Origin of the sequence: Gilliamella sp. wkB7 (assembly GCF_001693435.1) — a bacterium.
GTDB classification, from domain to species: domain Bacteria; phylum Pseudomonadota; class Gammaproteobacteria; order Enterobacterales; family Orbaceae; genus Gilliamella; species Gilliamella apicola_N.
On record NZ_CM004509.1, the window covers coordinates 2,334,970 to 2,358,619 of the forward strand.

Annotated in this window: 24 protein-coding genes and 1 riboswitch; of the genes, 8 read left to right on the forward strand and 16 right to left on the reverse strand. The window is 35.5% G+C overall.

All coding sequences use genetic code 11. From position 1 onward, the window contains the following. Positions 1–220: 220 nt before the first annotated feature. Together A9G17_RS10305 and A9G17_RS10310 are read left to right on the forward strand one after the other, a co-directional pair. Positions 221–706: an STY0301 family protein gene (locus A9G17_RS10305; RefSeq protein ID WP_065738628.1), complete on the forward strand. Its 486-nt coding sequence runs from the start codon at positions 221–223 to the stop codon at positions 704–706. A gap of 160 nt (positions 707–866) precedes the next feature. Continuing rightward, on the forward strand, positions 867–1,319 hold the full coding sequence (locus A9G17_RS10310) for an STY0301 family protein (protein ID WP_065738629.1): 453 nt from the start codon (positions 867–869) through the stop codon (positions 1,317–1,319). A 330-nt stretch (positions 1,320–1,649) separates the two neighbouring features. On the opposite strand, the gene thiD is transcribed toward A9G17_RS10310, so the two are convergent. The 13 genes from thiD to A9G17_RS10375 all read right to left on the reverse strand — a co-directional run bounded on the left by thiD (position 1,650) and on the right by A9G17_RS10375 (position 13,714). Beyond that, positions 1,650–2,444 (reverse strand): bifunctional hydroxymethylpyrimidine kinase/phosphomethylpyrimidine kinase, encoded by a 795-nt coding sequence (gene thiD, locus A9G17_RS10315; RefSeq protein ID WP_065738630.1) that lies wholly within the window; start codon positions 2,442–2,444, stop codon positions 1,650–1,652. Between the two features lie 4 nt (positions 2,445–2,448). Next, positions 2,449–3,102, reverse strand: coding sequence for a thiamine phosphate synthase (gene thiE, locus A9G17_RS10320; RefSeq protein WP_065738631.1), 654 nt, complete (start codon positions 3,100–3,102; stop codon positions 2,449–2,451). A gap of 9 nt (positions 3,103–3,111) precedes the next feature. Next, positions 3,112–3,900 carry a hydroxyethylthiazole kinase gene (thiM, locus tag A9G17_RS10325; RefSeq protein ID WP_065738632.1) on the reverse strand — a complete coding sequence of 263 codons (789 nt, stop codon included), beginning with the start codon at positions 3,898–3,900 and terminating at the stop codon, positions 3,112–3,114. Between the two features lie 58 nt (positions 3,901–3,958). After that, positions 3,959–4,061, reverse strand: a riboswitch (TPP riboswitch). Between the two features lie 36 nt (positions 4,062–4,097). Then, positions 4,098–5,459: a Trk system potassium transporter TrkA gene (gene trkA / locus A9G17_RS10330; RefSeq protein WP_065738633.1), complete on the reverse strand. Its 1,362-nt coding sequence runs from the start codon at positions 5,457–5,459 to the stop codon at positions 4,098–4,100. A gap of 167 nt (positions 5,460–5,626) precedes the next feature. After that, positions 5,627–6,622, reverse strand: coding sequence for a tryptophan--tRNA ligase (trpS, locus tag A9G17_RS10335; RefSeq protein ID WP_065738634.1), 996 nt, complete (start codon positions 6,620–6,622; stop codon positions 5,627–5,629). 38 nt (positions 6,623–6,660) lie between these two features. Next, complete coding sequence (locus tag A9G17_RS10340; protein ID WP_065738635.1) at positions 6,661–7,356, reverse strand: phosphoglycolate phosphatase; 696 nt, start codon at positions 7,354–7,356, stop codon at positions 6,661–6,663. Then, positions 7,349–8,026: a ribulose-phosphate 3-epimerase gene (gene rpe, locus A9G17_RS10345; protein WP_039127539.1), complete on the reverse strand. Its 678-nt coding sequence runs from the start codon at positions 8,024–8,026 to the stop codon at positions 7,349–7,351. The genes A9G17_RS10340 and rpe overlap by 8 nt, the downstream gene beginning before the upstream one ends. Positions 8,027–8,065: 39 nt before the next feature. Then, the gene (locus A9G17_RS10350; RefSeq protein WP_065738636.1) at positions 8,066–8,887 is read right to left on the reverse strand and encodes a Dam family site-specific DNA-(adenine-N6)-methyltransferase; all 822 of its coding nucleotides are present in this window, start codon (positions 8,885–8,887) and stop codon (positions 8,066–8,068) included. 52 nt (positions 8,888–8,939) lie between these two features. Next, on the reverse strand, positions 8,940–9,707 hold the full coding sequence (locus A9G17_RS10355; RefSeq protein ID WP_065738637.1) for an SPOR domain-containing protein: 768 nt from the start codon (positions 9,705–9,707) through the stop codon (positions 8,940–8,942). Positions 9,708–9,774: 67 nt separating this feature from the next. Further along, positions 9,775–10,296: a shikimate kinase AroK gene (gene aroK / locus A9G17_RS10360; protein WP_065738638.1), complete on the reverse strand. Its 522-nt coding sequence runs from the start codon at positions 10,294–10,296 to the stop codon at positions 9,775–9,777. Positions 10,297–10,482: 186 nt separating this feature from the next. Then, positions 10,483–11,445, reverse strand: coding sequence for an arabinose-5-phosphate isomerase GutQ (gutQ, locus tag A9G17_RS10365; RefSeq protein ID WP_065738639.1), 963 nt, complete (start codon positions 11,443–11,445; stop codon positions 10,483–10,485). 195 nt (positions 11,446–11,640) lie between these two features. Then, on the reverse strand, positions 11,641–12,264 hold the full coding sequence (locus A9G17_RS10370; protein ID WP_065738640.1) for a LysE family transporter: 624 nt from the start codon (positions 12,262–12,264) through the stop codon (positions 11,641–11,643). A gap of 7 nt (positions 12,265–12,271) precedes the next feature. Further along, positions 12,272–13,714 carry an LTA synthase family protein gene (locus A9G17_RS10375; protein WP_065738641.1) on the reverse strand — a complete coding sequence of 481 codons (1,443 nt, stop codon included), beginning with the start codon at positions 13,712–13,714 and terminating at the stop codon, positions 12,272–12,274. Between the two features lie 256 nt (positions 13,715–13,970). Here A9G17_RS10375 and A9G17_RS10380 point away from each other — a divergent pair, with 256 nt between their 5' ends. The 4 genes from A9G17_RS10380 to glyA all read left to right on the forward strand — a co-directional run bounded on the left by A9G17_RS10380 (position 13,971) and on the right by glyA (position 16,686). Continuing rightward, on the forward strand, positions 13,971–14,309 hold the full coding sequence (locus A9G17_RS10380; protein ID WP_065738642.1) for a hypothetical protein: 339 nt from the start codon (positions 13,971–13,973) through the stop codon (positions 14,307–14,309). Between the two features lie 80 nt (positions 14,310–14,389). Further along, complete coding sequence (locus A9G17_RS10385; RefSeq protein ID WP_065738643.1) at positions 14,390–14,734, forward strand: hypothetical protein; 345 nt, start codon at positions 14,390–14,392, stop codon at positions 14,732–14,734. A gap of 93 nt (positions 14,735–14,827) precedes the next feature. Then, on the forward strand, positions 14,828–15,202 hold the full coding sequence (locus tag A9G17_RS10390) for a hypothetical protein (protein WP_065738644.1): 375 nt from the start codon (positions 14,828–14,830) through the stop codon (positions 15,200–15,202). A gap of 227 nt (positions 15,203–15,429) precedes the next feature. Next, complete coding sequence (gene glyA / locus A9G17_RS10395; protein ID WP_065738645.1) at positions 15,430–16,686, forward strand: serine hydroxymethyltransferase; 1,257 nt, start codon at positions 15,430–15,432, stop codon at positions 16,684–16,686. 93 nt (positions 16,687–16,779) lie between these two features. On the opposite strand, the gene A9G17_RS10400 is transcribed toward glyA, so the two are convergent. Beyond that, positions 16,780–18,975 (reverse strand): MerC domain-containing protein, encoded by a 2,196-nt coding sequence (locus tag A9G17_RS10400; protein WP_065738646.1) that lies wholly within the window; start codon positions 18,973–18,975, stop codon positions 16,780–16,782. A 225-nt stretch (positions 18,976–19,200) separates the two neighbouring features. Here A9G17_RS10400 and A9G17_RS10405 point away from each other — a divergent pair, with 225 nt between their 5' ends. Continuing rightward, entirely contained in the window at positions 19,201–21,126 is a 1,926-nt protein-coding gene (locus tag A9G17_RS10405) for an ABC transporter ATP-binding protein (RefSeq protein WP_065738647.1), read from the forward strand. Between the two features lie 66 nt (positions 21,127–21,192). Here A9G17_RS10405 and A9G17_RS10410 read toward each other — a convergent pair whose 3' ends face one another. Then, positions 21,193–22,356, reverse strand: coding sequence for a sugar transporter (locus A9G17_RS10410; RefSeq protein WP_065738648.1), 1,164 nt, complete (start codon positions 22,354–22,356; stop codon positions 21,193–21,195). Positions 22,357–22,499: 143 nt separating this feature from the next. Then, the gene (gene tpx / locus A9G17_RS10415) at positions 22,500–23,012 is read right to left on the reverse strand and encodes a thiol peroxidase (protein ID WP_065738649.1); all 513 of its coding nucleotides are present in this window, start codon (positions 23,010–23,012) and stop codon (positions 22,500–22,502) included. Positions 23,013–23,243: 231 nt separating this feature from the next. Here tpx and A9G17_RS10420 point away from each other — a divergent pair, with 231 nt between their 5' ends. Next, a complete protein-coding gene (locus A9G17_RS10420) occupies positions 23,244–23,597 on the forward strand; it encodes a DMT family protein (protein ID WP_065739149.1) in 354 nt (117 codons plus the stop codon). The last annotated feature ends 53 nt before the right edge of the window (positions 23,598–23,650 follow it).

Here is a 23,650-nt window from a genome sequence, read left to right on the forward strand (position 1 = left end):
AAAATTGTCCTCCAAATTGATAATAAAACAGTATAGACTCCTGAATAATTTTTACAAATATCACTGTTTTTACTGAAACGTATGCGTTACCTGAAACTTTTTAACAAATTTGTTTTATAAAAGATTTCTTATTTTATTTAAAAGATTAATTCATCTTGATCTTTGTTACGGTGTTGGCATAATCATTTAAGCAATAATTGATTTTAAAAGGATTTATAAGATGAATAAAAAAATCTTACGCTTCACTATCGTTTCAATGGCTTGGTTGGCTGCCGTTTTTGCTGTGAATGCTTATCAAATTGAATGTCCAAAAGCACTCAAAGTCAAAACATCTGTCGAAAACCTTCCTGATGGCTGGGAAGTTATTGAGAGTGAAGATAGTACTCTATATGAGCCTGCTAGCCTATCTGTTTTTTACAATAAACCCGTTAAAATGATAGAACAAAAGCCTGAAGAAACTTTAATCGGCCGTAAAAATTGGGGTAAACAGTTTGAGCTTACATGGCTGGTAAGTCCGCCTCTCGAAGATGTGCCATTTTATGTCAATTGTAGTTATGATGGAAGTTTTATCCAATTGATAAAAAAAATTGATCGTTCGGTAAATATTTGCAAAGGTTTTTATTCTGAGGATAAATACGGCAAAGTAGAAAATAATATTGTTTCAATTAATTGTACCAATAATGAAACAAACGAAACAAATAATTAGGTCGAAACTTTATTATCAAACTAGGATAATTAATAATCGAATTTATTAAAAGGGCAATTATAACGATCCAATATTTTTATGTAATTGTCGTAATTATTTTAATATTAATTGTTTTTCCTATTTATTAATAGCAAAGACAGTTTTTAAAGGAAAATAGAATATGAAAGGAAAAAGATTATACAGCGCTATAATAACCATCGTTTGTTTGGCGAGTGTTTTTACTGTAAATGCATATCAGATTGATTGTCCAAAAGAGATGACCATCAAAGTAAAAGTTGAAGAAATGCCAGATGGATGGGAAATTTCGGAAGATGGAACTTACACTTCATCTTTTTTTAATTTGGGACTTTTTTATGATAAACCCGCTAACAAAGCTTCACAGGTACCTGCAAAAGGCACAATTGATGGTCAACAACAAAAATTAGTATGGGAAGTGAATCATGTCAAAGATACCGCTCCTTATTATGTTGTTTGTCAATATACGAGCGGAGTTGCAATCACCAAAAAGATTGATCTTTCAATGAAGAGTTGCTGGGCGCTCTATTCAGAAGATAAAGATACAAAACAAGGATCGCTCTACTGTAGTGTGAGCGAAGCAAAGAATCTGCATTAGTTTATTTGATGTACAAATCTTTCAATACAAGAATCATGATTGCATGGAAAGAGAGAGCAAAACCTTTTGAATCATACCCCCGTATCTTTAAAGATTACTTCTTAAAGATAGCGTATTTGTGATTCATGTTAGATGTAATCGTGATTTTAACTCCTATGTTTTTGATGGTTATTGGTCTTTGAGTAATAAAAAAGCAATTCCATTGATTAATTGAAATTGGGATTGAGATAATTTTAGATATTTATGTCCTGTTGGTGTGCCGTTATGTTTAAAAATCATATTAACTCTTTTTTCTACACACCAGTTTCAGTATTTATTAAAAAATTTAATCTACCACCACTGATAAAAATGGTGCGTTGGACCAATTCCTTGACCAATATTTAAATCATCTGCATGAGTAATTGCACCTTGCAAATAGTCTTTCGCTTGATGTATGGCATCTTCTAAACCATATTTAGGCAAAAGAGCCGCAATAGCTGCCGATAATGTGCAACCTGTGCCATGAGTATTTTTAGTTTCAATTCGTGGTGAGACCATTCTAATCGTTTGCATTGGGGTTATTAAATAATCCGGGCTCTCTGGACTGGGTAAATGCCCACCTTTCATTAAAACTGCTTTACAACCTAATTTCAATAACTCATGACCTTGCTGTTGCATTTGATCTTCGTTTTTTGCTTCTTCACAATCGAGTAACGCTGCTGCTTCGGGAAGATTGGGTGTTATTACCGTTGATAAAGGTATTAATAGTTCACGAATAGCACTAACTGCGTCAGATTTTAACAGCGTATGTCCCCCTTTAGCGATCATCACCGTATCAAGCACAATGTTAGCAATAGGGTTATTGTTCAGCAGATGATAAACAGTCGTTACGATCTCTTTGTCCATTAGCATTCCCATTTTCACGCTATCAATTTTTATATCGTGATATAGAGTATTAAATTGTTTAGCCACAAATGTAGGATCAATTGCCAATACGCTATCAACGCCTTGAGTACTTTGTGCGGTAAGGGCGGTGATTACTGACATTCCATAGGCTCCGAGAGATGAAAAGGTTTTTAAATCTGCTTGGATACCTGCACCACCACTTGGATCAGAACCGGCAATGGTTAAAGCAACGGTTGTCATAATATTACCCCTTATTATTTTTAGCTTGTTGGATTTTTTCAAGTAGCGATAGTGTGGCTTGTTGTATATCTTTTTGACCACAAATTGCCGAAACGACAGCGATGCCTTCAATACCACTTTGCAATATTGGGGTAGCATTATTGGCATTAATACCACCTATTGCCACAGCAGGGCGCTGTTTTAGCTTAACTAATTGAGTTAATTGTGGCATGCCCATTGCTGGTGCGGCATCTTGTTTAGTGGTGGTAGGATAAATTGGACCAATCCCAATATAATCGACAAGTTGCCATGGGACTTCATTGAGTTGTTGTCGATTAGCGACCGAAAATCCTAGCCATTTGTCATTGCCAATTAATTTACGTGTGACATCAACAGGTAAATCGCTTTGCCCAATATGGACACCATCGGCATCAATTGCTAGGGCTATATCAACATGATCGTTAATAAATAAAGGAACACGGGTATCGCTTAACACTTCTTTTAATGCTAATGCTGCGTAATACCAATTTTTACCAGAAAATTCATGTTCTGATCTTAATTGAACGGCGGTTACCCCATTAGCAATAGCGATTTTTGTTGTCTCTACCATGCCAGTAATACCACCACATAAGATTGGATCTAGGACTAAATAGAGACTTAAGTCGAGAAGTTTATTCATCTGATTTCCTTATACTTGTGATGGGTTAAATAGTGAAAGCTGATCGATCAGCGATACCGCATAAGTGCCTAACCCTTGTTGTTTGTTGGCAAGCTCTCCAGCTTTTTTCATCATAAAACAGGCTGAGGCTGTAGCAAGTAAGGTATTAGATGAGCCAGCAATAAAAGCTGCAACCATGGCTGATAGCGAGCAACCAGTACCAGTAATTTTAGTTAATGCTATATCCCCGCCTTTGATGCAGTAAGTCTGTTCACCATTAGTGATATAATCAATATCCCCAGTAATACTAATGATGGTTTGGTGTTTTTGGGCAAGTTGTTTAGCTGCATTTAAGGCTGATTCAGTAGAATCTTGACCGTCAGGACCTTTGGCAGATGAGTTATCGCCATTTAAGGCTAATATTTCTGAAGCATTACCACGAATAACGGTAGGTTTATAACCAATTAATTGATGAACTATATCGGTACGATAAGCAAGTGCTGGTCCGACTGCGACCGGATCGAGTACCCATGGTATATGATTTTTTTGAGCACTGGCAGCCGCTAATAACATGCTTTCTGCACTATTGCTATCAAGGGTTCCAACATTGATTAATAAACTATTGGCAATTTGCACAAATGAGGCAACTTCTTGCTGAGCAATGACCATGGCTGGTGATGCGCCAATTGCTAATAATACATTCGCTGTAAAATTTTGAACCACATCATTGGTAATACAGTGTACTAATGGATGTTGTTGTTTTACATGATCGATAAAAGGTCTTGCTTGGGTTATTTGCAGGGTTTGAGTGGCAGACATATTCTTTCCTTACAACAATTTATAAAGTTAGCTTAGGGAAGAGTGTGCCAATTGAGGACTTTCAAGGCTTAGACTTCCCTACGCTGGTATAATCCAGATCAGGTTCAACGGGTAAAATCTCAGTTTTTTGTGGGTAACAAAAAACACCCCGAGTCAAAAGAGCTTTTATTATGGACTGACTAATAATTTAACACAAGTTATTGTAATAATTTTTCTATATCAGTTATGTCACGTCGGTCAGGTAAGAAGATGATGAGATGATCGTTACTTTCGATGGTTAAGTCTGTATTAACGATAATCACATCTTCACCACGCACTACCGCACCAATGGTAGCACCAGAAGGTAATTTTAAACCGTTGATATTTTTACCCACTAGTTTGGAACTCTCTTTATCTCCATGTGCAATCACCTCGACAATTTCAGATTCGCCCTGTCTTAAAGAGACCACTTTAACAACCGCCGATTGTCTTACATGGCTTAATAGCTCTGAAATAGTGGCATGTTGTGGTGAAATAGCAATATCTATAACGCTATCATTAATCAGTTCAAGGTAGGCTTGCTTTTGGATTAAAACAATCACTTTTTTAGCGCCCATTCTTTTAGCTAACATGGATGACATAATGTTAGATTCATCGTCACTCGTTACAGCAATAAACAGATCCGTTAGTTCAACTTGTTCTTGTGATAGCAATTCTTGATCTGACGATTCACCATGTAAAACCGTGGTATTAACCAGCTGTTCGGCAATTAATTCGGCACGTTCAGCATTACGTTCAATTAATTTAACTTGATAGTCATTCTCTAAACGTTTAGCTAAAGCAATCGCGATGCCGCCACCACCACTAATTATGATGCGTTTATAAGGTTTTTCTAGCCGCTGTAATTCACTTGTTACTGCTTTGATATTGCTAGGTGGGGTGATGAAATAAACCATATCACCCGCTTCAATGAGTGTGGAGCCTAATGGGCGAATAAAGCGATTTTTTCGATATATTGCAACCACTCTGGCTTCAACATGGGGTAAATGTTCTTTCAGTTCAGACAATTCGCTTCCGACTAAGGCTCCACCATAGTAAGCCGTCACTGCAACCAAACATACACGGTTATCGTAAAAAGAGGCAAACTGTAACGAGCCTGGATATTGTACTAACTGGCTTACGTGATTGGTGATCAGATTTTCTGGAGCAATAATATGGTCGATATTAATGCAATCTTTATTGAAAAATGGATATTTTTCGTCGTTATATTCTGGTGCACGAATACGTGCGACTTTTTGCGGAATATTGAACATAACGTGACCTATTTGACAGGCCATCATATTCACTTCGTCCGAATTAGTGACGGCAACCAGCATATCAGCCGATTCAGCACCCGCACTTTCTAATACTTGTGGATAAGATGATTTGCCACAAATGACCTGTAAATCAAAACGCTCTTGTAAAGATTGCAATTTATCATGATCTTCATCGACCACCGTTACATCGTTTTGTTTTTCGGTAACAAGGTATTCAGCTAAAGCACTGCCTGTTTGTCCAGCACCAAGAATAATAATCTTCATAACTAACCCATATATTTAGATGGCTTTAATCGTTATTCACTAACTTCGTTGATTAAAGCCAATCTATACTATTTTTTTGTGATAGTTAGCGATTTTAAGTTATAACTATCAGTTTGTGGTTTAGCAGTTAATGGTTTATTTTTTTAAAAACAGTTTATTAAAATTGTTTATACAAAACCAATTGCGTCATAAACCTTTTTCAAGGTTGGTTCGGCTTTTGAACGTGCTTTTTCTGCACCTTCTTGCATGATTGAATGTAAGTAACTTTCATCATCACGATATTGGTGATATTTAGTTTGCAACGCTGTTAACATATCAATCACTTGAGTTGACACTTCAGTTTTAAGGTGTCCGTACATTTTGCCTTCAAACTCTTTTTCAAGTTCAGCAATAGGTTTACCTGTAATACCTGTTAAGATATCAAGTAAGTTAGATACACCAGCTTTATTTTTTAAATCGTAACGTACGACTGGTGGTTCATCAGAATCGGTCATTGCTCGTTTGATTTTCTTCTCAACGTCTTTAGGATTTTCAAGTAATCCAATCACATTATTGCGGTTTTCATCTGATTTAGACATTTTTTTGGTTGGATCTTGTAATGACATGACCCGTGCACCAACTTTAGCAATAAAAGGCTCTGGCACAGTAAAGATATCGCCATAAAGCGCATTAAAACGCATAGCAATATCACGCGATAATTCAAGGTGTTGCTTTTGATCGTCACCAACAGGTACTAAATTGGCTTGGTATAATAAAATATCGGCAGCCATCAAAACTGGATAATCAAATAGACCCGCATTGATATTTTCGGCATGGCGAGCTGATTTGTCCTTAAACTGTGTCATTCGACTGAGTTCACCAAAATAGGTGTAACAGTTTAATGCCCAACCTAGTTCAGCATGAGCGGGTACATGGGATTGTACAAAAATAGTGCTTTGCTTTGGATCGATGCCACATGCTAAATATAAAGCTAATGTATCAAGGGTTGCTTTGCGCAATTTTTGTGGGTCTTGACGTACAGTAATTGCGTGCTGATTGACGATACAATAAACGCAATCATATTCGTTTTGCAACGCTACCCAGTTTTTTAAAGCCCCTAAATAGTTGCCAAGTGTTAGTTCGCCTGATGGCTGAGCGCCACTAAATACAATCGGTTTACTCATAATTTATTCCTAATCTAGTTATTCTTTATCTTTGCTTATTATTTCTTAGCTTCAGCTTTAGGCTGAGGTAATAAGGTTAATATATCTTTAAAATCATCAAATAAAAAATCGGGATTGCTCGTTGCAATCGAGATGCCATAGTTATACCCATAAGTTAGTGCAACCGTCGGGCATTTGGCATTTTGCGCGGCAGTAATATCGTTTTTAGAATCGCCTACAAACAATAATTGATCGCTAAATAAACCAAAGGTTGCCATGACTTGGTATAACGGAGCTGGATGGGGTTTTAATTTAATAACATCACCACCACCAAGCACTAGGGAAAAGTACTCATTTATGCCAAGCGATGATAATAGGGCAGGCAAAAATTGAGCGGGCTTATTGGTGACTAGTGCTAGTGGATATTGATTCTCATGCAGCGTTTTTAAGGTTTCTTTGACATGCGGAAACAGCTTAGTTTCAGCGTCCATCACTTTGTCATAATGTTGATTAAATAGGGCCTTAGCTTGGGAAAGCTGTTCAGTTGATGGAACAACATTGATCGCTTTAAAAATGCGTTCTAACATCACATCAATGCCATTTCCAACAAAGTTTTTTACTTGTTCGTTTGTTATTGTGGGTAGTTTTAAATCTGCAAGCATGTTTTGTGCAGCAAGTGCAAGTCCTGGCACACTATCAACGAGTGTACCATCTAAATCAAAGGCGATTGCTTGAATATCTTGTAATTTATGCATGTGTTACTCCTGCTAACTGTTGGCGCATAGCGTCAATTACTGCTTTGTAATCTGGTTCACCAAAAATAGCTGAGCCCGCGACAAACATATCGGCACCCGCTTTGGCAATTTCGGCAATGTTGTCAACTTTTACGCCACCATCGACTTCTAAACGAATATCTCGTCCTGACTCAATAATGCGTTTTCTGGTTTGTTGTAATTTTTTTAAAGTGGATGGAATGAAAGACTGTCCACCAAAACCAGGGTTAACGCTCATTAATAAAATAATGTCAATTTTATCAATAATATAATCTAAGTAATCTAAAGGGGTAGCTGGATTAAGCACAATACCAGCACTGCAACCATGATCTTTGATTAATTGTATTGAGCGATCCAAATGGATGGTCGCCTCGGGATGAATAGAAATATTAGTAGCACCCGCTTTAGCGAAAGAGGTAATTAATTCTTCAACCGGTGAAACCATTAAATGCACATCAATGGGTGCAGTGATCCCATAGTCACGTAACGCTTTGCAAAACATTGAACCCATAGTTAGATTGGGTACAAAATGATTATCCATTACATCAAAATGGATAACATCAGCACCAGCATCAAGTACTTTTTGAGTATCTTCACCAAGACGAGCAAAATCAGCGGATAGTATGGATGGTGCTATAATAAATTCTTTCATAACCTACCTCTAAATAATCAACTTTACATATGAGTCTACTCATGACTTTTTATATAAAGCTAAAATTTCATCAATCTTTTTTCTACTTCCACCAGCACAACTGATTGAACGACGCATTTCTGCTCGATAAAGATGACTCGCTTTATTATATAGCGTCATGGTGTAATCAGTATAATGGTTAGACACCAGTACGGGTATATTTTTTTTGTATGCCACTGTTTCCGCTAATTTTGACAAATTTTCGTGCTCTTCAAAGCCAAAAATATTGGAATAATAAGACGTAAATCCCCCTGATTTATTAGGTGGAATATAAGGTGGATCACAATATATCACCGAATTTTGTTCTGCCTTTTGCATCACTTCGTGATAGGGCGCACAAATAAACTCAGCTTTTTGAGCTTTTTCAGCAAAAAAGTAGAGTTCTTTTTCAGGAAAATAGACTGTTTTATATCGACCAAAAGGTACATTAAATTTTCCGTTAGTATTATAACGACATAAACCGTTATAACCATGTCGATTAAAATAGACAAAGAGTAACGATCTTAAATACTGATCGTTGCTACCATTAAAAACATCTCGGAGTTGGTAAAATGCCTCAAATTGATTATTTTGCTCATTAAATAATGGTCTAAGATCATTAATAAATTGATCAGGGTTTGTTTTTAGTAGTTTGAATAGTGCAATTAAATCATGATTGATATCAGCTAAAATATAACTTTTGTAATCGGTATTTAAAAAAACAGAACCTGCGCCAACAAAAGGTTCAATTAATTGCTCCCCTTCTGGTAGATATTGCTTAATTGTGTCTACAAGCGCATACTTTCCTCCGGCCCATTTTAAAAAGGCTCGTTGCTTCTTCAACGGTTGCTCCTATTTTTTCGTTGCTAGTAGGATAAATGGACGATATCCTTTATTATTTTACTATTTTTTCTTTATTAACTACTGCTCCCGATTTAACCCATGGTTTATCTTTTTGGAGAGCAGCGGGTAGTGATTTGATCGCTTTATGAGCCTCATCAAGTGATGAATAATTACCTTTAACTAAAATAAACCATTTACCATTGCTGTATTGAGTCTCATAAATCTGGTAATCTGTTATTTTATTTTGTGTAACAAATTTTTTTAAGCCCTCAGCTGACCTAGATGCAGTAATTTGAATCACATAATGATCATCTCTTATCCTAACGTTTTTAGCTAAGCTATTGTTGTCATCGTTTAGATTAGCTATCTTTTTAGTTGGTTTTTTTTCGCCATTACGATTAGCATCTGACGCCACATTTGGATTATCAGTTGAACTTATACTATTAATGTTTTTTTCAGATGGTTTTGGCATGTCAGGTTTAGATGGAGTTGAACTTTCTGAATTCGCTAAAGCATTATCAGGTGTCTTACCATTAACTGTAACATTGCTCTGTCCATTATGAATAGCATTAGTTGTATCCGTTTCATCTGTTGAAGCAACACCGTTAACCACAGGAGGCGTTAATGGCGTTGGTTCGCTTGTTCGTGAAGGTCGGAAAATAATCAAGCTAAGTAATAAAAAAATAATTAGGATTATTAAACCGCAAATAATAAGTTTTTTCTTTGGATAATTTTGAAGAAAATCTGGCAATTTTAATGGGAGCGTTGAATCCTTGTTAGGTTGTTCTGATATATAACGATCGTCTTTATCTACACGCATATTTACTCCTTAACCTATCAAAAGATTTATAGCCTCACAAAGCACCATTATTTCTAAAATAAGCGACTTAAATTTGCTCTATTTTCTCAATAATATAATTTGCAACACCTTTAGCACTTTGTTCATCAGTTTTGATTGTAATATCCGCAATTTCTTCATAAAGAGGTTCACGCTCTCCAGCAAGTTCTTCATAAAGTTCTCTTGGAGTATTGCTACCTTGTAAAAGAGGGCGACGTTTATCTTTTTGGGTTCTAGCCATTTGTTTTTCAATGGTTGTTTCAAGATAAACAACAATGCCACGAGCCGATAGTCGATTACGAGTCTCTTTCGATAGCACTGAACCACCACCAGTAGCAAGTACTACACCTTGTTTTTCAGTCAATTCATTAATGACTTTTTCTTCTCTGGCTCGGAATCCGTCTTCACCCTCTAAATCAAAAATCCATGCAATATCAGCGCCTGTACGTTTTTCAATCTCTTGGTCTGAATCAAAAAATTCCATGCCTAGCTGTTGTGCAATCTGTCGGCCAATTGTGCTTTTTCCTGCCCCCATTGGGCCAATTAGAAAGATATTTCGCTTTTCTGCCATTGTAGTTTCATCATCTATTAATTTTGGTTAAAATATACAACACAACATTAACGTTCAATGATTTATTTAATCATTTACATTGTTAACGGTGTAACTTTTCTTGGATCTCCGTCTAACGACAAAAATTTAGGTCGGTAATTATCTCAATAGATAGTACCTTTTTGCAATAAGTATTTATAATAGTTTTTAGCTTATTCCTGCTTGGTGCAAATCATGAATATTTAATGCGCCTACTAATTCACCAGCACTATTAACAACAGGTGCTGCGGTAATATTATGATCATTAAATAATTTTAGAGCTTCGACCGCTTTCCAACTCTCAGGTATTTGAAAGCCAGGGCTAGTCATAACAGTGCTAATGCTGTCTTTCAATGTACCATTTTTGAGCAATAATCGGCGTAAGTCTCCGTCGGTAAAAACACCAATTATTTTATTATTATCCTGACAGATTGCAACTAAACCAACTCCAGTACGGCTTAATTCCAACATGGCGTCAAATACGGTAGCAGTATGTGGTACTTTTGGAATTAAATCACCTTGTCGCATGACATCTTTAACATGGTTGAGTAATTTAGCCCCCAAACTACCCGCAGGATGAGAGCGAGCAAAATCTTCTTCTTTAAATCCACGAGCGCGCATCACGGCGATAGCAAGTGCATCACCCATTAGTAGTGTATTGGTTGAGCTTGAAGTCGGGGCAAGTCCCATTGGGCACGCTTCTTGTTCAATAGATATATCAAGCACAGCTTGTGCTGATTTAGCTAGCGGCGAATCCAATCTACCTGTAATTGCTATTACAGGAACGTTCATTGATGAAAGTATCGGTAGAATAAAATTAAATTCCTTTGCTCGTCCAGAATATGAGATAAGAATGGCTACATCATTTTTAGTGACCATACCTAAATCCCCATGTAAGGCTTCAGATGGGTGCATAAAAAAAGCGGGGCTACCAGTACTGGCTAATGATGCTGCAATTTTTTTTCCAATATGCCCAGATTTTCCAATACCTGATACAACGACTTTACCTTTATTTGATAAAATAAGCTGACAAGCTTCAACAAAATCTTTACCTAGTCTATCGGGTAATTTTTGGGCTTCTTGAAGTTCTAATTCAAGAAGTTCTCGACCATATTGTAATAATTTATTCATATTCACTAACCTAATGTAATTAACTATATGTAAATCATGATGCTATAATCGGTAAAAAAGAATAGCTGATTACAGTCAATCATATTGCTAACAGTGTATCAATTAACTATACAAGATTCAAAAAAAGAAAGTTTTTATGTAAAAAAGTTTCAGGAGAAGATAACGTTTCAGTAAAAAATTATTGATGAATTTACCTTAAAATCCTAAAGCAACTTTTATCCCCAATGTTATTAAAATGATGCCTAATAATTTATCGATGATAATTTGTATTTTAAAATATCTTCGTTGCACAGCTTGTGTTTGAAATATATACACAACAAAAGGCCACCAAAAAACAGCTTCTATCCAAATAATAAATGCTACGAGTAATTTATCCATTATTGATGAATCGGCATTCAATACCTGAGTGAAAATTGCTAAGAAATATAATGTTGCTTTAGGATTAAGTAGGTTGCAAAACAGACCTTGCATAAAGGCTGTTTTAGCAGAAATACATTTATTGCTTGATTGCTGTGTAAGATAAGTTGTACCGGTGTTTTTTGCTAGTAATGCTTTTATTCCGAGCCATAACAAGTAGGCTGAACCTGCATAACGTAACCCATTATAAAGTATTGGTGTTGTTGCAATGAGTATGGCAATACCTGCAACACAATAACTCATATGAATTAGTATCGCCATAATTACGCCTACACAAGACATTAACGCGATTTTTCGGCTATAACTTAAACTGTTTTTTAAAATCAGAAAGAAATCTGGCCCAGGTGAAATCATTCCTAAAAAACTGATAGTAGTGACTAAAATTAATGTATCAGCCGTCATTTTGTACCTATTTAAATAGTTGCGCAGAGTTATTTATTGTTGCAATTTTTGATTTATTTTGTTCAATAAACTGTTTTTTATTGAAATTTGGCTCATTTAGGTAATCTGTTAAAAATTTAGCATTACTTTCAACTTGTGCACCATTTAAAATTAAACGCGGTAAATCAATTTGGTAGATGACTTGATCGGGCGTTTTATGTAAATTTTCACTCTTAGCATTGGTCAGTAAGTAAAGTTTACGCTCTTTTTCTGATAGGCGATTAATTGTTGCTGTGCCTGCACCCATCATTAAATGGTCGGGGAAAATATAAAATACAGTATTATCTAATAATCCATTATCTTTTAAGTGTCGGATAAATTGTCCAACATTATAATCGAGTGAAGCTGCAACAAATGACATATTATCATTTTTAGGTGATATAACTGATTGCATACGCTCATCATTAAAACCATTCGGCGCATGAGTTGAAACTGTTGAAATAAATAACGCAAATGGTTTACCTGAGTTATTCATCTCGATAATTTGTTTTTGAGCTATATCTAAAATATCCTTGTCATACAATCCAAATGGGGCATTAGGGTATTGACCAACATAATTTTCTTCCGAGACGATTTGCATACCAAATAAACCTGCCGTATGACCAATTCCAGCAAAATTAGGACCCGCCATTACATAACGTGTTTGGTAGCCAGCATGTCTTAGTACATCACCCAAGCTTACTAATTGTGTTTGATCTGCTTTCATTAATGGGGAAGTTGTATATCCTCCAATTAGAAATGGCATGCCTGTCATATAAGTATACATTGACGCAGTAGTCCAACTACTGCCCGCACTCATTGGCATATTAGCAAAGAAAGTATAATCTTGGCGTAATTGTTGTAAATTAGGGGTAATTTCCTCAAAATCTAAAAAGCCTTGTTCAAAGGATTCAAGAGACAATACGATAATATTTTTGCCCTTTTGACTCACAATCTGCTCTTTGGTTGGATAATCAACCATATTTAATGATTCTAACGCTTGTTTGAACGGTTCGTGAGGTGCACTTGTTACTTGATATATTTCATATAAACGACTTAAAGGGCCGTTATGGTAACTTATTGAGATGATTGCAAGACTGGCAAATAATAAGCGGATAAATAACCGACATTTACGTTTGCATAGATTGGCTAATTTTGACAATAAAAATACCAATCCTAAAAAGACCGCAATAACTAATACTGCTTGCAGTTTAAAAATGAATAACCCTTCAATGATATCATTTACATTTAAATTCACATAAAACTGATAGTCAATAAAACCACCACTAAAGTAGACAGAGGTGAGTTCCATCACGATAAGAACGGTCATGAATGTGATGGTCACTAATTGCCATTTTTTTTGTTCAAATAATGAAGCTGAAATGATAGTTAATACCAAAAAAGGCAAAATAACGAGCGTAGATAAGGGCATAAAACGTGTTACTCAATAATCGATTTTGGCAACAGTATATACATAATATTAATAAATAAAAAAGTGCTATTGTAATTTTGTGATAATCAAAATAATTAAAATTGATTTCTCATGTTACTTTTATGATTATTTAATCATTTATTTCTATATAATCTACAGGCAAAATTGATTTATATTAATTAAATAATTGGCAATTAACTTTTTCAGTTTTAATCTTAACTTCATCAAGTAAAAAGGAATAATTAAAGGTGATGATATGAAAAAATTAACTATCTTTGTATTGTTTATGTTTAGTCCGTTACTCGCTTTTGCTAAAGGACCCGATTGCTATACTTGGCCTATGAATATGACCGAAGTCTGGCTAAAAAACTCGAATATTGTGGATATTTTAGATTTAGATGAATCGAAAACTCAAATTACGCAATTAGCATCACAAGAGATAGAAAAAGGTTTATATAATCAAATTTATCATTTTGTTTTCTACGATAAAAAAGGGAATAGTTACGAAGTTATTACTCAAAATGATGCTTCGGACAAAGAATGCTCAATAAGTGGAGTCAATAAATACCTAGTATCACAAAGTAAAGTACATTAATGGCGAATATGACATTATATAAGCAAATTCAATATTTTTAACGCTTGTTATAAAGTAACAAAAAAATTTAAGGAAATAATATGAAGAAACTTTCTATTCTAATGCTATTGGTATCACTTCCATTGATGTCCCTTGCTCAAGAACCTGATTGCAAAGCTTGGTCTTTAGATAAAGCCAAGGAGTGGTTAAAAAGTAATAATATTGTCGATAGTCAAAATTTAAGTGAATCAAAAATGAGAATCACACTTTTAGCGACTGAACAAAAAAGTAAAAACCTTTATACACAAGTTTATCATTTTATTTTTTATGATAATCAAAATAAAGCTTATAACGTGATCACAAAAAGTAATGCCTCTAAAACAAAATGTTTTGATGACGTAGATAGTTATTTTATTTCAAAACGCCAGATCGAATGGTTACGCTAATCAATTAAATTAAAAAAAGATTTAATCCATTAATGTTCAATTTTACTTGTCAATGAACTAGGTAAAAATAAAATTAGAAAATAAGGTTATAAAATGAAAAAATTTTTTCTTATTGTAGGAGTAATGTTGTGGTCAGCACACTCCTTTGCTAAAGCACCCGTTTGTTCTATTTCACCGATGAATGACGCCGCGAAATGGATGCAGAATGAGGGCATCATTGCTAGGGAGGATTTAGATTCTTCAAAAACTAAAATAAATTTATTGGCATCAGAAAAAAAGATAAATACCGATAAAACGATTAAAAAGAAGTTTATCTATACAAATATCTATAAATTCGTTTTTTATGATGATGATGGCAAAAGCTATCAAGTTATCACTAAAACTAATTCATTTAAATTACCTAAAAATGAAATTGATTGTCCGTATGATTTTAGTGAAATTTATTTTGTCTCAAAAGATAATTTATAATTCTTGTGAGACAATAAAATTGTAACTCTTAGTAGTTTTCAAAAATTAGGGTAATAATAAAAACTGTCTTATTTAATTACCGTTTTAATATAAATTTTTTTTATAATTAAAAAAAAAGATTGAAATAATATGCTGATTAAGTGAGGATAATTGCAAATGATGTTTTTTTAAACCAATTTAGTGCAATTATACCTAATGGTTAATGCAATTAATAACTAGGAGTCAATATGTTCAGTAAAGATATGACCATTGCCACTTATGATAGAGAATTGTGGGATGCAATCAAAGGTGAAGAGCAACGTCAAGAAGATCATCTTGAATTAATCGCATCAGAAAATTATACAAGTCCTCGAGTAATGCAAGCGCAAGGATCGCAATTAACTAATAAATATGCTGAAGGTTATCCAGGCAAACGTTATTATGGTGGTTGTGAGTATGTTGATATCGTTGAGACATTAGCTATTGAGCGAGCAAAAACTTTGTTTGGTGCTGATTATGCCAATGTGCAACCCCATTCGGGTTCACAGGCTAATTTTGCTGTTTATATGGCATTATTAAAACCAGGTGATACAGTACTAGGCATGAATTTGTCAGAAGGCGGGCATCTAACACATGGTTCACCTGTAAGTTTTTCTGGTAAATTATATAATGTCGTCGCTTATGGTGTTGACGAAACTGGACATATTGATTACGAACAATTAGAAAAAATAGCCTTAGATTCAAAACCTAAAATGATTATTGGTGGGTTCTCTGCTTATTCAGGCGTGGTCGATTGGAAACGTATGCGCGAGATTGCTGATAGTGTCGGAGCGTTCTTGTTTGTGGATATGGCGCATGTGGCAGGTCTAGTTGCAGCAGGCGTATATCCTAATCCAGTACCTTTTGCTCATGTCGTTACCACGACAACTCATAAAACATTAGGCGGACCACGTGGCGGGTTAATTCTAGCCAAAGGTGGTAGTGAAGAACTTTATAAAAAATTAAATTCGGCGGTTTTCCCTGGTGCACAAGGCGGGCCTTTAATGCATGTGATTGCCGCCAAAGCTGTAGCCTTAAAAGAAGCGATGGAACCAGCCTATAAAGAGTATCAACATCAAGTGATTAAAAATGCGCAAGCTATGGTTGATGTAATTTTAAAACGTGGTTATAAAGTGGTTTCAGGCGAAACGCAAAATCATCTATTTTTAATTGATCTAGTCGATAAAAAAATTACCGGTAAAGAAGCAGACGCCGCGTTAGGTAGCGCAAACATTACGGTAAATAAAAATAGTGTACCAAAAGATCCACAAAGTCCATTTGTAACTTCAGGTGTGCGTATCGGTTCACCAGCCATTACACGTCGAGGTTTTAAAGAAGCAGAATCACGTGAGTTGGCAAATTGGATTTGTGATGTGTTAGATAACATTGATGACGAGCAAACCATTCAAGCAGTAAAAGCTAAAGTGTTAGATATTTGTCGCCGTTTACCGGTTTATCAACACTGATTAACTATTATTTAGTTAAGCATTGCCGATAAATCGATCGGCAATTAGTTTGTATTGGCTATCGGATTAAATCTCCAATAGCCATTTTGTTTTTTAATGATTTTCACTTGTGTTACTATTGTTTTGCTTCTCTGACTGCTGTTGCACATTTTGTTCAGTATGATGTTGTGGTTCAAAAATTTTATCTAAATAACCTTCGTGCCAAAGCCAGCCACCACTAATACCCACACCTAATAATATGGCTAACCATAGAATAATGATGAATTTATAATGATGTTGCTTCAATGGATCGCTTAAATTGCGTTTAGCATTGTCAGGCAGTTCGGCTTTGCTTGTGAGCAATCCCCCTAACATTAAGTTGATTTTTACTTGTCCATTAATGGCCCATCCCGATGCTTCAAGTAATGGTCCGAGAGTGCGACGACGTAGTTTTAACCATGCTAAAATCACCGAAGGACCGGATACAATCAAAAATAGTCCAATAATGACTAATGGAAATTGCCACCAAGCGAGCGAAAAGATAGCCTGAAAGATAGACGCCAAAGCGGTACCAATAGCACCAATGGCTAAGCCAATTGCAGCAAAAATCCCCATACTTTTACCGATATCAAATTTATTAGCAGGATTTTGTAACGCTTGTTCGCTAGACTTATCGATATCAGCATCTTTGTCTGTTGCCCACTTATTAATTTGTTCGGTAATTAAACGACCAATACGTTGATAAGGCGCCCAAATGGCTTGTTGAATACTAATTGGCTTGGTGATTATTTTAACCACATTGGCATCCCAATCATTGCCATTATTATCAATAAATACACCATTACGACCTTCAATCAATAAATCACCTTGTCCAGCGGTCATAGCTGCAGCAATCAGTTTCTTTTCACCCTGACGAGTGCATTCGCAGTAGAGTAAACAGAGCTCAGAATAATTTGCCATATTGGCATGTTTGGCAATATTATCGACGGCGACACAAAGGGTAGCACACCGACCATCAATATACAGTTTACCAAGCTGGAAAGCGGCTCTTTTTTCAAGTGAGAAGAAATCAGCAAACGAGGCAAAATTAACCAGTAAACGATAAAGATGTTTATGAAACAGAACTAACTTTTCAAGTACGAGTACATCCGATGCTGAAATAGGGGTTTGGTTATCTTGTTCGACCATCTGCTTAAATTCTGTAAATAAATCCGAATTTATCAAACTGGTGATAACATCGTTGTGAATATCTTCTATACTTGCTGTTGGTTCGGTTGCAACCTTTAACTGAGTTAGTTCGGGTTTTGAACTAATTAGCGTAGTGTAGGCTTGTAAACTTTGTTGAATATTTTGCCACTCTTGCTGGGTAAGTTGGTCAGGATTTGATAATGATGAGGCAACTAATGTTTTAAAACGACTGATCTTATCTTTCCAAAGTGGATTGAGCCCATTGACTAAATCAAGATAATTGGTGGAATCAATTTTTGATAAAGGTAATTCAGCCAAAGCTTCGTCTGACAGTAAACCATTTTCAGTCGGGACAATATATTTTTCATCAACATTAAGTGCGGTTTGTGCTTGTGGGGCATACTCGGCCAATTCAACACGTAAAAAATAATCATCAATTTTTGGTTTTAAAAGTTGGACTAATTTCCAAATTTCTGCTCGGTCTTCACCAAAGGGTGTTTGGGTATTACTGATATCGGTTTGCCATTTCTGCCAAGTTTTTAAATTATCAACAAAAGTTTGCGCAATCTCTAAGTCAATACCATCTTGCCCACTCATATCTTTTTGGGCACCGGTTGTTTTAATGGCGGTTTGAATGAATGTTTGCATTTCAGGTGATAATTCAGCAGAAGGTGGGAAAATTAAATCACCATTGTAAAGTTTACCTGCATTAACTTTTATCGACTCTTGTACATCTTCTTGGGTTAAATAATTTATATCATGCTTGTTTAAATTAGCAAGAATGCTGTGTGCTGTAACTGACAGTTTTTTACCTTGTTCTGTTGAGGTGTTGATTTCAGATAAGGGTAATGTGTCAGAGGAGTTTAAAATCGTCTGAAACGATAATATTTTGTCTTTGGTCCAACTAATTGCATCTAAAATATCCGGTATACGAATGCGTCCATCTTGGTCAGTATCGAGTAAAGCTAAAGTTCGTTCATCAAAATCTAAACCTGTTGTTGGGCAGCTTAATGCTACCCACAATTTAGGATCTAAATCGGGTAGATTGATAATGTCGTTAGCGTTCTTAAATACAACTTGATCTAATCCACCAACTCGCTGGAATGTCCACATATGACTCATAAATAACCTCCGTACCAAAATATTATTAGTATATTCAATTGGTAATAAATTTTTTTAACTATAATTATTAATAAATATAGCTCTATTTGTTTTTGTTATAGAAGAAAAGGGTAATTCTCATTTTGTAAGGGTTTTCTTTCTTTGAAAGTTGATTTTTAGCTGCCTTTCACAACTTTGTGATAGAATAACGCTTTATTATTTAATATCCAAATAAAAATCATAAATATGTCATTAATTAATCTTACCAATGCTTATCTTTCATTCAGTGATGCGCCTTTATTAGATCATATTGATATGGCGATCGAAGTGAACGAACGCGTTTGTCTTGTAGGTCGTAATGGTGCAGGTAAATCCACTTTACTTAAAGTGCTTAATAAAGAAGTACCATTGGATGAAGGACAAATTGTTTATGAAAATAATGTTGTTGTGTCACGCTTACAACAAGATCCGCCCCGTGATGTTCAAGGTAATGTATTCGATTTTGTGGCGGAAGGATTACAAGAACAAGCTCAGTTGTTAAAAGATTATCACGAATTATCGCATCAAGTTGAGCAAGAACCCAGTGAAAGTAATTTAGCGAAACTAGCTAAAATGCAAGAACAGCTCGATCACCAAAATGGTTGGCAACTTGAAAATCGGATTCGTAATGTGATTTCATCATTATCCCTAGATAGTGAAGCTCAATTATCATCACTTTCTGGAGGTTGGCTGCGTAAGGCTGCTTTAGCCAAAGCTTTGGTTTGTCAACCAACCGTTTTATTACTTGATGAACCAACTAACCATTTAGATATTGAAACCATTAAATGGTTAGAAGAATTTTTAAAAAGCTTCAATGGTAGCATTGTATTTATTTCACATGACCGTTCATTCATTCGTCAAATGGCGACACGAATTATTGATTTAGATCGTGGCAAAATCGCCTCTTGGAGTGGTAATTATGATAATTACTTACTTGGTAAAGAAGAAGCGTTGCGTGTTGAAGAGCTGCAAAATGCCGAATTCGATAAAAAATTAGCGCAAGAAGAGGTGTGGATCCGTCAAGGTATTAAAGCGCGTCGTACTCGTAATGAAGGGCGTGTACGCGCATTGAAAGCGATGCGACAAGAGTATTCTGAGCGTCGTAAAGTGATGGGCAGCGCTAAAATGCAAATTGAGGAAGCGTTACGTTCTGGAAAAATCGTTTTTGAATTGGAAAACGTGACTTATCAAGTTGATGATAAATTATTAGTCAATGACTTTTCAGTGCAAGTTTTACGCGGTGATAAGATTGCCCTGATTGGTCCTAATGGTATTGGTAAAACGACTTTGTTAAAACTGATGCTTGGTAATTTAACACCAACTTCGGGCAGCGTACATTGCGGCACTAAGCTTGAAGTCGCCTATTTTGATCAGTATCGTTTAGAGCTGGATCCCGAAAAAACAGTAATGGATAACTTGGCCGAAGGCAAGCAAGAGGTGATGGTAAACGGTCGTTCGCGTCATGTATTGGGTTATTTGCAGGATTTCTTGTTTCCACCTAAACGAGCCAGAACGCCAGTAAGGGCATTATCTGGGGGTGAACGTAATCGATTGTTATTGGCAAAACTGTTCTTAAAACCTAGCAATTTACTGGTATTGGACGAACCAACAAACGATTTAGATATTGAAACGTTGGAATTGTTAGAAGAACTGGTCAATGATTATCAAGGAACTGTTTTATTGGTAAGCCATGATCGGCAATTTGTTGATAATGTTGTTACGCAATGTTGGTTCTTCGAAGAGAAAGGGCATATTGGTATTTATGCTGGAGGTTATGCTGATGCGTTGCAACAACAGCAGCAGGCTCAACCCGTTAAAGTTTCGACGGTAAATAGCAGTCAACAACCTAAAAAAGAATCAAATACTACTAATAATCAAAATAAAGAATCTGCGGTTAAAAAGAAAGTAAAACTTAGCTATAACGAACAACGTGAATTAGCCCAGTTACCAAGCAAAATAGAACAGCTTGAAATTGCGATTGCTGATTTACAAGCGCAAATTGGTCAAAGTGACTTTTTTAATCAACCCCATGATATAACCGGTCCCGTTTTACAATCATTAAGTGATAAAGAAGCAGAATTAGAAGCAGTTTTTGAACGCTGGGAACAGTTAGAAGCACTTAGTCAACAGTAATGAATTTTACTGCCAATCAATAAACAAAATTAATAAGCGCTGGTTGTAACAGCGCTTATTTGCTTTTTACCAAGTTTTTTTGGATAAAAAGAAGAAAAGAAGTAACGCAAGGATCACAAAAATAGCACCGACTAACCCAATATAATCAGTTGATAGTTTTACTAATACTTGGCTGCCGACAAAGGCTCCTCCGCCGATACCAATATTATAAATTCCTGAATAAACAGATGTGGCAATGTCAGTTGCATCGGGTGCTACGTCGATCACTTTACTTTGCATGACCATACCAATAATTGTAATTGCTAATCCCCATATCATGCCTTGCATCATCGCGGTGTAGAGATTAAATGAGCTGAAGTAGAGTGATAATAAGCACGCCATCAATAATATTACAGGTACAACTAATATCGCTGTTGGGTATTTACTTGAGTATCGAGTGAAAATGACACTGCCAATCATGCCCGAAAATCCAATAACTAATAATAGATGGACGACAATTTCTTGACTGAATCCTCCCACTCTCATCATAAATGGCGTAATGTAAGTATAGGCAGTAAAATGTCCGGTGATAATAATAGCCGTTAATAAGTAAATATTAAGTAAGGCTGGACGTTTTAGCACTTTTGGTAGATCTTTGATAGAGATGGTGTTAATACTAGGTACTTTAGGAAGTAAGTAAATCAATAAAACTAAAATACCAAAGGCTATACCACCAATACACAAAAACGTAGTACGCCAACCAACTAATTCCCCTATTTTGGTACCAATAGGAATACCGAGTACTGTTGCCATAGATGTGCCTACTACAATAAAGCTCATCGCTTTGGCCTTTTTGCCATTCGGCGCTAATCGAACCGCTAACGGAGTGGTAATAGCCCAAAATACTGCATGTGCACAAGCTATACCAATGCGAGCTGTCATTAAGCTATAAAAATTCCAAGCAAAGCCAGCTAATAGATGGCTACCGATAAATAGACAAAACAGAAAAATAAGGAGCTTACGACGCTCCATTTTAGATGTTAATACTGTCAGAGGTAATGATAGTAATGATACTGCCCAAGCATATATCGTTAATAATAACCCTGCATGAGCGACATCCATTGAAAAGCTTTCCGCAATATTAGGCAGTAAACCAACCGGTACAAATTCGGTAGTATTGAAAATAAATCCAGCAAAAGCTAAACAAAGAATCGACGACCAGATCCGAGAGCGCTTTTTAGCATTATTCATGATTTTACTTAAAGATGGGATAAATTGATTATTGGTAATTATAACTGAATATTGACCATTGTTACATATATCGGAATGATAAATCTTAACAAAAGCCACCTATTGCAGTAAGGTGGCATGAATATCATTATTGCACTTGTTTTTTATAACAAAGTATTGACTACCTTTAATATTTTATCGTAATCAGGTTCATTTGAGATCTCTTTAACATATTCGACATAAGCAATTTTATCGTTTTTATCAACGACAAATACCGCGCGTGCCAATAAACGCATTTCTTCAATTACAACGCCATATTTTAATCCAAAATCGAGAGTTTTGTGATCTGATGTGACTTTAACCTCATCAATTCCATCTGCTGAACAATAACGATTTAATGCAAAAGGTAAATCGACACTGACTGAAAATATAATGGTATCTTTTAATTTTGTTGCTTCGACATTAAAACGATGCACTTGAGCACTACATACCGAAGTATCAATGGAGGGTACTGAGTTAATAATTCTGACTTTACCTTTAAAATCCGAAAATTTTACCGGTTGCATTTCGCTATTTTCGACAACAAAATCGGGTGCCTTATCACTCACTTTGATTTCAGGTCCGAGTAACGTGATAGGATGACCTTTCATAGTAACTTGATTTACTCTTTTTTGCATAATTGTTTCCTTTGTGTCGAGTTGAAGTGAATGAAGTTTTTAATTTTCATTTACTATAAAGCTAGAATCAATAAGCAGCAATAATTTACTTTGCTTAAAATCCACAATTGATCTCTTTATTAAATTTATTGATAGCAATGCAATAAAACTAAAATAACCTCATCCTTTTGCGTATTATTTGCGCAAAGGTATATAATGATATTCCCTTATTTTAATATACTAATGATTATTATGAATCAACTTATTATTACTGTCTGTTTACTCATTTTAAGTAATTTTTTTATGACGTTTGCATGGTATGGGCATTTACGCTTTTTGCATAATCAAACTTGGATTATTGCAGTGTTTATTAGTTGGGGAATTGCACTTTTTGAATATTTATTGCAAGTTCCAGCCAATCGGATTGGTTTTCAAGTCGCAACCGCGGGTCAGTTAAAAATTATTCAAGAAGTAATTAGTTTATCTGTCTTTATTCCATTTTCAATCTTTATCTTAAAAGAGCCTTTTAAAACTGATTTTATTTGGGCTGGTCTATGTCTGCTTGGCGCTGTGTTTTTTATGTTTCGTGACAAAATTTTTGTGTAAAGCAAATTAGGAATCAGTTGATAGAAAGGTTGGTTTTCCAACTCTTTAACTCA